We start from the raw sequence: 11,904 nt of genomic DNA, 5'->3' as shown, positions 1-11,904 counted from the left end.
TCAGGGCGAGCGTCATGGCGGCCTCGGAGGCGTAGAAACTGCGACGGGTGCGGGGAATGGGTCCGGCCAGACTTCGAAGAAATGCGACGGGCTTGTCCGTTTGCCTTCGCGCAGACTTCGAAGCGGCTTTTCAGTGCGGCGACAGCAGCCGCAGTAATTCGAAGAGATCGTCGACCTTCAGGGGCGCCCAACCGAACCGGCGCCGGACCAGCGCGTAGCTCGCGCACAACAGGGTCGCGCAGCCGAGAACGGCCAGGCAGAACAACCCGAAGTTGCCGGTCGCGAATCCGGTCGCGGCGCCGACCAGGGCGGTGGTGACGAAGATGAGCCGGCTCGGATTCTGCGGGCCGCGAGTGATGACATCGGACATCGGGGCTTCCTCTCGATCCGGATCAGCGGGCGCGGCAGTTGGGGCCGAACCAGGTCATGGTCCGGCGGTCCATGCCGCCGTCAGAGGAGGCGCCGCAGACGGGGAAGCGGGGGTCGCCACTGCGCTGCAGGCTGATCTGCTTGAAGAGGTCCTGCTGGGCCTCGCGCCGGCGGGCCTGCTCGGCGTAGTGCGACTGCCAGTAGAGATCCCGGTTGGCCTGGGTGAGCGCGCGCTGCTGATGGAGGTCCATCATGCATTGCGCGAAGGCGTCGGTGCCAGGCTCGAAGCCGAACGCGTAGCACTGGTTCCCATCCATGGCGTGCCGCTCCTGCGGGGTGACGCAGGCGGCGAGGCCCAGGGCGCAGGACGCGGCGAGACCGAGCTTGGCGAGCATCGAGAAACCACGCGCCTTGGCGGTCCGGTCGGTGGCAAGAGTTTCACCGGTCCGGCGCGTGGTGAATGTATTGTTCATCTTATTGGGGCCCTCGTTTGTGCGGGCGTGATCAACCACGTCCGGCTGAAACGAGAGCTATCCCGGTCCGCTCAAATTGTTCGTGTGTCGGAACACCTGTGCGATTTCGCGCGCCCGCACCCGCAATGCACAGATCCCCATGCGGGCTCAATGAATCGGCGGCGTGGGAAAGGATTCGTCAGGATTGCCCGGCGCGCGAAGTCTTCGCCGATCGAAACCATTGATGGGCCGGACGGCGTGCAGAAGTTTTGCACGCATCGGGGAGCGGTCTGGGATCGCGCGCTGCCCTGGGTTGCTTCGCCGCGCTCGCAATGACGGCGCGCGACATCCAAAAAGAAACGCCGCGCGGCCCGGCAGGGCGGCGCGGCGTCGGAGGTGAGCCGGGCGCTTCTCACACCCGAAAAAAGAATCAGACGAAGTGCTGGCCGCCGTTCACGGTCAGCGTCGAGCCGTTGATGAAGCCCGCCTCGTCGCTCGCCAGGTACTCCACCGCGTGCGCGATCTCCTCCGACTTGCCGAGGCGGCCGGTGGGGATCGTGGCGATGATCTTGTTGCGGATGTCCTCCGCCACCGCCATCACCATGTCGGTGGCGATGTAGCCCGGCGCGATCACGTTGACCGTGATGCCCTTGGACGCGCTCTCCTGAGCCAGCGCCTTGGCGAAGCCGATCACGCCGGCCTTGGCGGCCGAGTAGTTGGTCTGGCCGGCCTGGCCCTTCTGGCCGTTGATCGACGAGATGATGATGATCCGGCCGAAGCCGCGGCTGCGCATGCCCTCGATCACCGGCCGGGTGCAGGTGAACACCGAGTCGAGGTTGGTCTTGATGACCGCCTGCCACTTGGCGAAGTCCATCTTGTGGAAAGCGCCGTCGCGGGTGATGCCGGCATTGTTGACCAGCACCTCGACCGGGCCGAGTTCGGCCTCGACCGCCGCGATGCCGGCCTGGCAGCTCTCGTAATCACCCACGTCGAATTTGAAGACCGGGATGCCGGTCTCGGCCTTGAAGGCCTGGGCCGCCTCGTCGTTGCCGCCGTAATTGGCCGCAACCCGGTAGCCCTTGGCCTGCAAGCCCTTCGAGATCGCGGCGCCGATACCGCGCGTGCCGCCCGTGACGAGTGCGACGCGTCCTTGAGCCATTGTTGTTTCCTCCTGTTTCGCATCACCTGATGCCGCGTGCGGATGGCGTCCGCACGCGATTTTTTCTGAGTTACGCCTCAAGTCTATATTGGTGGAGAACCCGGCGTTACAAAACGATCACGGCCGCTCGACACACATCGCGACGCCCATGCCGCCGCCGATGCACAGGGTGGCGAGGCCCTTCTTGGCATCGCGCCGCTTCATCTCGTGCAGCAGGGTGACGAGGACGCGAGCGCCGGAGGCGCCGATCGGGTGGCCGATGGCGATGGCGCCGCCGTTGACGTTCACCTTCGCGTCGTCCCAGCCCATGTCCTTGTTCACCGCCAGCGCCTGAGCCGCGAAAGCCTCGTTGGCCTCGATCAGGTCGAGGTCGCCGGGCTTCCAGCCGGCCTTCTCCAGGGCCTTGCGGGAGGCCGGGATCGGGCCGGTGCCCATCACCTTCGGGTCGACGCCCGCCGTCGCCCAGGACTTGATCGTGGCGAGCGGCGTGAGCCCGCGCTTCTCGGCCTCGGAGGCCGACATCAGCACGAGGGCGGCGGCGCCGTCGTTGAGGCCCGACGCGTTGGCGGCGGTGACGGTGCCCTCCTTGGAGAAGGCCGGCTTCAGCTTGGCCATCGCCTCCATGGTGGCGCCGTCGCGGATGTACTCGTCGGTGTCGACGACCGTGTCGCCCTTCTTGCCGGGGATCGTGACGGGCACGATCTCGTCCTTGAAGCGGCCTTCCTTGCGGGCGGCCTCGGCCTTGTTCTGCGAGCGGGTGGCGAACTGGTCCTGCTGCTCGCGGGTGAGCTGGAAGGCCTGGGCGACGTTCTCGGCGGTCTGGCCCATGTGGTAGCCGTTGAAGGCGTCCCAGAGCCCGTCCTTGATCATGGTGTCGACGAGCTTGATGTCGCCCATCTTCTGGCCGCCGCGTAGGTACTGGGCATGGGGCGAGAGCGACATCGATTCCTGGCCGCCGGCCACGATCACCTTGGCGTCGCCGTTGGCGATCTGCTGCATGCCGATGGCCACGGTGCGCAGGCCCGAACCGCAGACCTGGTTGAGGCCCCAGGCGGTGGCCTTCTCGGGGATGCCGGCCTTGATCGCGGCCTGGCGGGCGGGGTTCTGTCCGGCGCCCGCGGTGAGCACCTGGCCGAAGATCACCTCGTCCACGTCATCGGGGGACACGTGGGCGCGCTCCAGGGCGGCCTTGATCGCGGTGGCGCCGAGCTCGTGGGCCGGCACCGCCCCGAAGGCGCCGCCGAACGAGCCGACCGCCGTGCGCGCGGCCCCGACGATGACGATCTCTTCGCTGCCTGCCATGTGAACGTTCTCCTCTCACGAGCCGGCGCGCCTCCTCGGTCCGGGCGCGCTCTAAAAGCCGGTGCTGGGATGAAGGGCCTGAAGTCGGCGAAGTCAAGGATCGACCTTGAAGGCTGAAATTGCCCCGATGACGCGACCGAGAGACTGAAATGGGTTGTGCGCGGGCGGGCACCCGGCATTATTCTGCGTTGAAGACGTGCAGTTTGCTGTTTTCTGCGCCCCTGGAAGGCTTTAAGGATCGTGCTGCGGGCGCGAAGACGATCCCCGCCGGGCCGCGTCGCGCGTGCCCGCAACGCCCCCTTGAGTCCCGAGTCCAGAAAGGCCGTTCCCGATGGCGGATACCGTCAAGGCCACCCAGACCGTCATCAAGAAATACGCCAACCGGCGCCTGTATCACACGGGCACCTCGACCTACGTGACGCTGGAGGACCTCGCCACGATGGTCCAGAACGGCGAGGATTTCGTCGTCTACGACGCCCGCGCGGGGGACGACATCACCCGCTCGGTGCTGACGCAGATCATCTTCGAGCAGGAGAACAAGGCCGGCGCCGAGAACCTGCTGCCGGTGGCGTTCCTGCGCCAGCTGATCCGCTTCTACGGCGACAGCATGCGCACCATGGTGCCGAGTTTCCTGGAATTCTCGATGGCGAACTTCGCCAAGGACCAGGACGGCCTGCGCGAAAAGTTCGCCCACAGCTTCGGGCCGGCCGCGTTCCAGAATGCGATCGAGCAGTCGGTGCGGACCAACATGAACTTCTTCGGCGACGCCATGAAGATGTTCACCGGTTTCGCGCCCCCCTCGGCCGCCGGCGCGCAGCCCCCGGCCCCGCCGCCCGCCGCCCCGGCCTCGTATTCCGGCGGCGAGCTCGACGACCTCAAGCGGCAGATGCTGGAGATGCAGCAGCGGCTCGAGGACCTCGCCAAAAAGTGACATTGGCTGTGCCAAAACCAATCATCGCCGGCGGATCTACGCGTTTTCGATAAGTTGACGAACCCTTAACGGCGGTCCCACGTTTGCAACACGGGCACGGCAACGTGCGGAGGGTGTCGCAATGGCGCGGATCGGGACAGTCGGCCGGACCGGTGCAACCTGGAGCAGGCCCGCGCGACCGGCGGGGGCCGCTGCGGGTCCGGTCGGGTCCGTCGAGGAGATCCCCCCGGTCCGGGCGCTTGTCGTGCTGGATGGGGGACGGCGTGAGCCGCGCGCGACGATCGTGTCCGTGGATCGATTCGACGGGGGCCGGGCCTGCTCGGGCTTCGTGGCCCATCTGCTGGTCGCCACAGACCCGACCCTCAGGCCGTCGCGGCTGGAGCGCACCCGGGCCGCCGCAGCGCGCTATGCGGAGACCGCGCGCCGATTGGCATGATATTTTTTAAACTGCCCGCGCCGTCATTGCGAGCGCAGCGAAGCAACCCAGTGAACCGCCACGTCCGCCACGCGCGCGCTGCCCTAGGTTGCTTCGCTGCGCTCGCAATGACGGTGTGAAAAGGGCGCGCGTCCGCTGCGCTTCCCAACCCCTCCCCTCATCCTGCGGTGACCGCGTCAGCGGGCCTCGAAGGAGGGGTCCAGGGATCTCTGCGGCTTCTGGAAGGATCTTTCGAGGCGCCCGCTTCACGCGCACCTCAGGATGAGATCGAGACCGGGATGTCCCAGGTCCCGAACCAATCCCGAAGCTTACGCCTCGGCGGACTTCACCTTCAGCACCTGACGGCCGCGATACATGCCGGTCTTCAGGTCGATGTGGTGGGGACGGCGCAGCTCGCCCGAATCCTTGTCCTCGACATAGGTCGGCGCCTTGAGGGCGTCGGCCGAGCGGCGCATGCCGCGGCGGGAGGGGGAGGTTTTGCGCTTCGGAACGGCCATGACAGAAATCCTTCGTGATGCCGCGGGCAAAGCGGCGCGCGGGCGGCTCCTCGATCGAGGATCGCCTCGCACACCGCGGGATACGGATGAGGGCGCGCTTATAGCGTCGGCGCCCGCCGCTGGCTAGAGGCGCCGCACCACAACCGTTAAGCCCGGGTTCAAGTCGACGGAACCACATCTGGTGAGACGGCACCGCGGAGCGGGCCGGCCCCTCGGGAGACACGCCATGGCTTCCTCCAAAACGACCTTTGCCGTCCTCGCCCTGCTCTCGAGCCTGATGGCGGCGCCCGCCTGGGCGCAGGCGCCCCAGACCTCGAGCCCCGCGACGCCAACCGCCCCCGCCAAGCCGGCGGCCCCGAGCGCGCCGGTCGCCGGGCCTCCGAACGCCGCCAAGGGCGCCCTGATTGACCTCAACAGCGCCAGCGCCGCCGAGCTCGACGCCCTGCCGGGCATCGGCGCCGCCCGCTCCGCCGCGATCATCAAGGGCCGCCCCTACCGCGGCAAGGACGACCTCGTCTCCAAGAAGATCATCCCGCAGAGCGTCTATGACGGGATCAAGGACAAGGTCATCGCCAAGCAGAAGTGATTTTTATCGGCGGCGGCGGGCCGCAACGACCCCCTCCCCCGAGCGGACGACGACGTTCACACAGCGTCACCTCTGAAGCGCGACGCGCTCTCCTCCCCCTTGTGGGGAGGAGTTGGAGGTGGGGGTGGTTCAGAAGGCACCGTTTCGCTTGATCCTGCACCACCCCCACCCCTGGCCCCTCCCCACAAGGGGGAGGGGAAAAGCGCGATGCCTCAAGCGCTTGCTGCCGAACACAGTCTAACCCCCTCGCCCGCTCGAAAGAGCGAATGCGTCGCGGCAAGCGCCCGCCCCGCCTACTCGGCAATCGCGCCCTGGGGCATGGAGAAGCCTGGGGGCGCCTTCTCGGCGGCCTTCGGGGCCGGGCGCTTGGCCGGGGCCTTCTTCTTGGCCTGGGGTTTTGGCGCCGCCTTGACCGCCGGGGGATCCTCGCAGGCGCGGAACGTGAGCTGCGCCAGGGTCGCCCCCTCCTCGGTGACGATGGCGATCGGGTCCGCCAGGGTCGGCAGGGCCGACTCCCAACGGATCGGCCCGCCGAGCATCGCCTCGATCGCCGCCGGGGCCGTGCCGCGCCGCAGCGTGGTGAAGTCGGGCCCGTAGGCGGTGGCGACCTTGCCGGCGATCACCACCTGCAGCACCTCGTTCACCTCCGGCGTCAGCGGCCGGAGCGGGTTCGTGGTCTTCACCTGCCCGGCCCGGGTGATCACCATGTTGAACCCCTTGCCGCTCTCGTAGCGGGCCGCCCGGGCGCCGCAGGGCTGCACCAGGGTCGGCGCGGCGGCGGGCGCAGGATCCGGCGCCGGGGGTGGTGACGGATCGGGTGCCTGGGCCGGAGGCTGCTGCTGCGCCGGTGCGGCCGCGGCGGCCGTCTGGCAGGCCAGGAGGGTGAGGATCAGCCGGGCCGCGCCGGGACCGAAACGCCTCATCGCGCGGAATCCGGGGTTCCGGGCCGCGGCGGCTCGATCCGCTGCGTGCGCTCGGGGGCTTCGATCGGTTTCAGCTCGAACGACTCCACATCCAGAAGGCGCGGGTCGAGCACCTCGGCCTGCCGGTCGATCGGGCTCCGCTGCGGGCCAAGGGTGCCGATCAGGAGGTGCTCGTCCTCGACGTCGAGTTCGGAGCCCATGCGCAGCGGCTCGCGCCGGCCGCGGGCGGCCATGGCGATGACCGTGACCCCGGCCACGACACAGATCAGCACGGCCAGGATGATCAGCAGGCGCTCCATGAGGCGGCCAGCTCTAGCCGCCTGCGGCGGCGGCGTCACCCCGTCATGCGTGGAACACGCCTTGCCTATAGCAGTAGAGGCGAGAAGACCGGAGCCGGGACGGATCCATGCAGCACGAGCCGAGCCGCGAGCCCGAGGAACTGGAGAGCCATCTCCTCGGCCTGATCGAGAGTGCCCGGGAGCAGGCTCGGGAGGACCCGTTCCGCAATCCCGTTCTGGCCGTGACGCTGGCGATCACCCGCCGGTTCGACCGGAACGAGATTTCCGCCGGCGACCTCGACGGCCTGTTCGCGCGGCTGCGCGCCGCGGCGCTCGCCGCCCGGGCCGAACGGCTGCGCAGCTATGTCGGGCTGGAGGCCGGGCCGGCCGACCCGCAAGCCGCGATCCCCGCCCGCCTCGTGGCCGCGGCCAAGGACGGAGCGGAGGGCCTCTCGGCCTTCGCGGCCTTCATCCACCGCACCGCCTTCGCGGTGGTGTTCACCGCGCACCCGACCTTCGGCATGCCGAAAGCCGTGGCAGCGCTGCTCGCCCAGGCCGCGAGCCTGCCCGATGCGGCGGCCCGCGCCGAGCTGATCGCCCGCGCCGCCGCGCTCTCCACCCGGCCGGACGCGCCGATCACCCTCGATGCCGAGTTCGAGCAGGCCTGCGCGGCGGCCAATAACGGCCGCCTCGCCCTCGACGCGTTCAACGGCGCCCTGCTCGACGCCGCCCGCGCCCGCTGGCCCGACCGTTGGACCGAGCTGACGCCCCGCCCCTTCGCCATCGCCAGCTGGGTCGGCTGCGACACGGACGGGCGCACCGATATCGGCTGGTGGGACACCCTGCGCTACCGGCTGATCTCCAAGCGCATGCAGTTCGACCGGGTGATGCGCGACCTGCCCGACAGCTCCGCCTGCCGGGAAGTCCGCGGCCTCGCCGAGGGGGCGCTGGCCGCGGTCAACCGCCAGCTCGCGGTCGCCCCCCGGCTCGGCGACAAGCCGTCGCTCGAATCGGTCCACCGCTTCGCCCTGGCGCTGATCATCGAGCGCGAGCGCGCCCAGACCGATGCCGGCGCCCTGGTGGCCGGCCTCACCGCGGCGCTGGAAGCCGCCGACGAGGTCGACAGGCGGGCGATCGCGATCCTGCGCTCGGGGGTCGCCACCCACGGCCTGTCGAACGCCCTGCCGCATTTCCGGCTGAACGCCAGCCAGATCCACAACGCCGTGCGCCGGGTGATCGACCTGGAGGGCGAGCCGACCGATTCGGCCCAGCGCCGCTCGCACCTCGCCACCATTCACACGCTCCTGAACGACGTCCGCCCGGTGGCGGTGGATTTCGGCGCGCTCGCCGCCGAGCGGGCCTCCGCCGCCCGGCTGATGATGACCATCGCCCAGATCCTGAAGCACGTGGACGGCACCCACCCGGTGCGCTTCCTGATCGCCGAGACCGAGACCGGTTACACCCTGCTCGCCGCCCTCTGGCTGGCGCGGCATTACGGCATTGCCGACAAGCTCGAAATCACGCCCCTGTTCGAGACCGCGAGCGCCCTGGAGCAGGGCATCCGGGTGCTCGACGATGCGCTGCGCAACCCGCACTGGCGCCAGTACCTGAAGCGCATCGGCCGGCTGACCGTGCAGTTCGGCTACTCGGATTCGGGACGCTATGTCGGCCAGCTCGCCGCGACCTTCTGGATCGAGCGGCTGCGCCTGCGCATCACCGAGATGCTAGTCCAGAACGGCCTGGCCGATGTCGAGCTCGCGATCTTCGACACCCACGGCGAATCGATCGGCCGGGGCGCCCACCCGACCTCGCTCCGCGACCGCCTCGCCTATCTCGCCCCGGAGGATGCCCGCGACCGCGCCCGCAAGGCCGGCCTGAAGGTGCGGCTCGAATCGAGCTTCCAGGGCACCGACGGCTACCTGCTCTACGGCACCGAGGCGCTGGCTCAGGCCAGCGTCGCCCGCATCGCCGAGCACGTCTACGCCCTCGACATCGCCGAGGAGGACAGCTTTTCGGATTACGCCCTGAACGACGATGCGACGGGCGGCGACCCCAAGGACGACCCGATCTATTCGGAGCCCGACTTCGCCCTCGAATTCTTCACCGCCGCCCGCCAGGACATGGAGGCCCTGGTCGACGATGCCGGCTACGCCGCCCTGCTCGGCACCTTCGGCCCGAGCCTGATCGACCGCACCGGCTCGCGCCCGGTGGCGCGCCAGAGCGACACGGGCGGGCCGGCGCGGATCACCCATCCCCGCCAGATGCGCGCGATCCCCAACAACGCGATCCTGCACCAGCTCGGATTCCTGGCGAATTCCCTCCACGGGATCGGCCGCGCCGCCCAGCGCGGCCCCGACCTGTTCCGCGACATGCGCCGGGATTCGGTGCGCTTCTCCCGGGCGTTCCGGCTGGTCCAGCACGCCGCGGCGGTGGGCGATCTCGACGTGCTGCGCGCCTATATCGACACCCTCGACCCGGCCGTGTGGCTGGAGCGGGCCCGGCGCACCCAGAAGGATTTTCGGCGCGAGGAGCTGGTGGTGATCGCCGGCGCCCTGGAGCGTCTCGACCTCGCCGCGGCGCTGCGCGGCCTGTTCGGCCGCCTGACCCGCGACTGGCTGGCCCTCACCACCGCCGCCCCCGACCTGCCCGGCATGTCGGCCCGGCTGACCCTGCTGCACGCCCTGCGGCTGGCGCTGATCCACCGGATCTGGTTCCTGGCGGTGCACATCCCGGGCTTCCGCCCGCAGGCCGGCATCTCCCGCGAACAGCTTTTAGAGCGCTTCCTGCGCCTCGACATCGACGGCTGCCTGAAGCTCCTCGACGAGATCTTTCCGGTCACCCCGGACCCGACGCTCGGCCTCAATTTTGGCGAGCCCGCCGGCCCCCGGGATGTCGGCACCTACGAGGCCGAGCACGCCAACCTGTTCCAGCCGATCCGCCGCCTGTTCGACCAGGTGCGCGAGATCTCGGGGATGATCCAGCACGAGGTCGGGGCGTTCGGGTAGGGGCAGGAGGCTGTAGCCAATCCACACATCACATATCGGCAGTGCGTGCTGGAAACACCGTGCGTTTTCAACTTCCCAAATGGGCTACGCGTTACACAGGTTGCAGGTTTCATCTTTCCCAGGCGCGGAAGGCTCAGGCTTGTTCTTCAAATGGAGGCCTGACCGATGCCTCCACGCGCCGTCATCCCGGGGCCGCGCAGCGGAGCCCGGGATCCAGAGCCGCCGACGTCTTGAACCTTAGCCCCGCCTGCGTTTCTGGATTCCGGGCTCGCCTGCGGCGCCCCGGAATGACGGCGCGGATTATCAGGTCTGGGGTATCAAATCCTCAGGCGATGACGCTTCCAACCCGTGTAGCCCGTAGCCACAAGGGGGGAGGAGAGAGCGTCGCGGCTCCCAAAAAACGTCTTAACCTCAGAAGGAGAGGGTTTGGCTTGGAAGAACGCCGATCAGCACCACGCAAACCGTGGTCGTGTCTCGTGGCGTTGCAATTGAGCCCGTATTCAGCGGACCGTCTCGGATTTCCCTGAGAACCCCTCGGAATAATCGAAGAAGACGCCTTCCGGGTCATAGTGCGCGCGCAAGCGGCGGAGTTTGTCCCAGTTCTCCGGCGCGAAAGACTGGGCCACGAGGTCCGGATTTTCGACCGTGTTGGACTCGCCGATGTAATACCCGATGTTGTACGGGCGCAGGGCCGTGATCACCTGCTGGTGCCACGCGGCATTGGCCGGATCGGCCTCGGCCTCGCGCCACATCGTCCAGGGGCCGCCGTAGATCTTCGAGGTGATCGAGCGGGCCATGGTCTTGCGCGGCGCCGGCACGTCGGGTCCGCAGAAGATCGTCAGGAGGAACACCGAGGTCGCCGACGGCGCTTTCGGCCACAGGGGCAGAATGACGTCCATCACGTCGCCGGGGCTGTGATTGGAATAGGTCGCCTCGACCCGGGATCGGACCCCTTCCGGGAAGAGCGCCCCGGAGGCGTCGAAAAGCTGCTCGAAATCGAGCGGGGTCGCGACCGAGCGCGCCAGGGCCTCGATCGGCGATCGATCCAGCGGTTGCAGGGCGGCCCGTGCCGCCTCCGGCGTGTCTTCGAACGCCGTCGCGGTCACCATGCAGACCCAACCGTTCTGCCCGGCCGCGCCTGCTTGCAGCGCCGGCGGCGCCTGAACGAGGAACAGGGTCAGCTCAATGCTGGGCGAGAGATCCGGTGCGATATCCCCGAGCCACCGTCCGATGGCGGGCGCATCCGCGAGCCGATAGAAAATTTCCTGGCCGTGAATGGCCTTCGGCAGCGGATGAAGCTTGAGAACGTATTTCGTGACGATGCCGAAGAAGCCCGGCCCCGCGCCGCGGGCGGCCCAGAAATAATCCGCGTTCTCGGTCTCGCTGGCGGTTATCAGCTCGCCTTGGGCGGTGACCAATTCGATCGCCTCGAGGCTCTCGGCGCCGAAACCCCAGACCGTGGGATTCCAGGCCATGCCGCCCCCGAGGAAATAGCCGCTCGCCTTCACCTGCGGGCAATGGCCGGTGGGGAAGGCCAGCCCCAGGGGATTAAGGGTCTTCTGGATGTCGCGGTTGCTGATGATCGGCTGGATGATCGCCCTGCGGCTTTCGACATCCACCGAGAGGAACCTGTTGAGATTCTCCAGGTCGATCAGAAGGCCGCCGTTGCGCAGGGTCGGCTGGCACCAATTGTGACCGCCACCGCGGACCACGACCTTCAGGCCGTTCGCGCGGGCGAACGTCACCGCGGCGATGACGTCGTCGTCGTCCGCGGCCTTCACGAGAACATCCGGCGCCCGGTCGGGGATCAGCCGGTTCCAGAGATTGCCGTGCAGGGCCTCGCGAAAACCGGGATCACCCGCGGCGATGACCGGGCCCCGGCACGCGCTCCTCAGATGCTCGACATCCATGTTCGCCACCGAAGAAACGAGGGCCCGGCTCAGATCCATGGAATCCGAGCCGGCGC

General features: G+C 68.5%; 12 protein-coding genes. 4 read left to right on the top strand and 8 right to left on the bottom strand.

The annotated features are described in order from the left end of the window. Nucleotides 1–130: 130 nt before the first annotated feature. The 4 genes from BM228_RS20015 to BM228_RS20000 all read right to left on the bottom strand — a co-directional run bounded on the left by BM228_RS20015 (nt 131) and on the right by BM228_RS20000 (nt 3,282). Nucleotides 131–370 (bottom strand): hypothetical protein, encoded by a 240-nt coding sequence (locus tag BM228_RS20015; protein ID WP_092043388.1) that lies wholly within the window; start codon nt 368–370, stop codon nt 131–133. 22 nt (nt 371–392) lie between these two features. Next, entirely contained in the window at nt 393–842 is a 450-nt protein-coding gene (locus BM228_RS20010) for a hypothetical protein (protein ID WP_092043386.1), read from the bottom strand. A gap of 409 nt (nt 843–1,251) precedes the next feature. Next, nucleotides 1,252–1,980 (bottom strand): acetoacetyl-CoA reductase, encoded by a 729-nt coding sequence (gene phbB / locus BM228_RS20005; RefSeq protein ID WP_092043384.1) that lies wholly within the window; start codon nt 1,978–1,980, stop codon nt 1,252–1,254. A 117-nt stretch (nt 1,981–2,097) separates the two neighbouring features. Then, nucleotides 2,098–3,282: an acetyl-CoA C-acetyltransferase gene (locus BM228_RS20000; protein WP_092043382.1), complete on the bottom strand. Its 1,185-nt coding sequence runs from the start codon at nt 3,280–3,282 to the stop codon at nt 2,098–2,100. Nucleotides 3,283–3,613: 331 nt separating this feature from the next. Here BM228_RS20000 and phaR point away from each other — a divergent pair, with 331 nt between their 5' ends. Both phaR and BM228_RS35455 read left to right on the top strand, forming a co-directional pair. Next, on the top strand, nt 3,614–4,213 hold the full coding sequence (phaR, locus tag BM228_RS19995) for a polyhydroxyalkanoate synthesis repressor PhaR (RefSeq protein WP_092043381.1): 600 nt from the start codon (nt 3,614–3,616) through the stop codon (nt 4,211–4,213). A 289-nt stretch (nt 4,214–4,502) separates the two neighbouring features. Next, nucleotides 4,503–4,649 carry a hypothetical protein gene (locus tag BM228_RS35455; RefSeq protein ID WP_244537230.1) on the top strand — a complete coding sequence of 49 codons (147 nt, stop codon included), beginning with the start codon at nt 4,503–4,505 and terminating at the stop codon, nt 4,647–4,649. Between the two features lie 308 nt (nt 4,650–4,957). On the opposite strand, the gene rpmF is transcribed toward BM228_RS35455, so the two are convergent. After that, nucleotides 4,958–5,146: a 50S ribosomal protein L32 gene (rpmF, locus tag BM228_RS19985; protein WP_003601373.1), complete on the bottom strand. Its 189-nt coding sequence runs from the start codon at nt 5,144–5,146 to the stop codon at nt 4,958–4,960. 226 nt (nt 5,147–5,372) lie between these two features. Here rpmF and BM228_RS19980 point away from each other — a divergent pair, with 226 nt between their 5' ends. Further along, on the top strand, nt 5,373–5,732 hold the full coding sequence (locus BM228_RS19980; protein WP_092043377.1) for a ComEA family DNA-binding protein: 360 nt from the start codon (nt 5,373–5,375) through the stop codon (nt 5,730–5,732). A gap of 293 nt (nt 5,733–6,025) precedes the next feature. Here the strand turns inward: BM228_RS19980 and BM228_RS34765 are convergent, their stop codons facing one another. Beyond that, nucleotides 6,026–6,655 carry a hypothetical protein gene (locus tag BM228_RS34765; RefSeq protein ID WP_092043376.1) on the bottom strand — a complete coding sequence of 210 codons (630 nt, stop codon included), beginning with the start codon at nt 6,653–6,655 and terminating at the stop codon, nt 6,026–6,028. Further along, nucleotides 6,652–6,954, bottom strand: coding sequence for a hypothetical protein (locus tag BM228_RS19970; protein ID WP_092043374.1), 303 nt, complete (start codon nt 6,952–6,954; stop codon nt 6,652–6,654). Before BM228_RS19970 ends, BM228_RS34765 begins: the two co-directional genes overlap by 4 nt. A gap of 107 nt (nt 6,955–7,061) precedes the next feature. On the opposite strand from BM228_RS19970, the gene BM228_RS19965 reads away from it, so the two are divergent. Further along, nucleotides 7,062–9,938 carry a phosphoenolpyruvate carboxylase gene (locus BM228_RS19965; protein WP_092043373.1) on the top strand — a complete coding sequence of 959 codons (2,877 nt, stop codon included), beginning with the start codon at nt 7,062–7,064 and terminating at the stop codon, nt 9,936–9,938. 500 nt (nt 9,939–10,438) lie between these two features. Here BM228_RS19965 and BM228_RS19960 read toward each other — a convergent pair whose 3' ends face one another. After that, nucleotides 10,439–11,887 (bottom strand): FAD-binding oxidoreductase, encoded by a 1,449-nt coding sequence (locus tag BM228_RS19960; RefSeq protein ID WP_244537229.1) that lies wholly within the window; start codon nt 11,885–11,887, stop codon nt 10,439–10,441. Nucleotides 11,888–11,904 lie beyond the last annotated feature (17 nt).

The sequence above is a fragment of the Methylobacterium pseudosasicola genome (assembly GCF_900114535.1).
Lineage (GTDB): Bacteria > Pseudomonadota > Alphaproteobacteria > Rhizobiales > Beijerinckiaceae > Methylobacterium > Methylobacterium pseudosasicola.
This window is presented reverse-complemented; position numbering and strand designations above follow the sequence as displayed.

Coding starts and splice junctions, on each gene's coding strand:
- BM228_RS19970 (WP_092043374.1), bottom strand. CDS start 6,954: ATGGAGCGCCTGCTGATCATCCTGGCCGTGCTGATCTGTGTCGTGGCC.
- BM228_RS19980 (WP_092043377.1), top strand. CDS start 5,373: ATGGCTTCCTCCAAAACGACCTTTGCCGTCCTCGCCCTGCTCTCGAGC.
- BM228_RS20000 (WP_092043382.1), bottom strand. CDS start 3,282: ATGGCAGGCAGCGAAGAGATCGTCATCGTCGGGGCCGCGCGCACGGCG.
- BM228_RS19965 (WP_092043373.1), top strand. CDS start 7,062: ATGCAGCACGAGCCGAGCCGCGAGCCCGAGGAACTGGAGAGCCATCTC.
- BM228_RS20010 (WP_092043386.1), bottom strand. CDS start 842: ATGAACAATACATTCACCACGCGCCGGACCGGTGAAACTCTTGCCACC.
- phaR (WP_092043381.1), top strand. CDS start 3,614: ATGGCGGATACCGTCAAGGCCACCCAGACCGTCATCAAGAAATACGCC.
- rpmF (WP_003601373.1), bottom strand. CDS start 5,146: ATGGCCGTTCCGAAGCGCAAAACCTCCCCCTCCCGCCGCGGCATGCGC.
- BM228_RS34765 (WP_092043376.1), bottom strand. CDS start 6,655: ATGAGGCGTTTCGGTCCCGGCGCGGCCCGGCTGATCCTCACCCTCCTG.
- BM228_RS19960 (WP_244537229.1), bottom strand. CDS start 11,887: ATGGATCTGAGCCGGGCCCTCGTTTCTTCGGTGGCGAACATGGATGTC.
- phbB (WP_092043384.1), bottom strand. CDS start 1,980: ATGGCTCAAGGACGCGTCGCACTCGTCACGGGCGGCACGCGCGGTATC.
- BM228_RS20015 (WP_092043388.1), bottom strand. CDS start 370: ATGTCCGATGTCATCACTCGCGGCCCGCAGAATCCGAGCCGGCTCATC.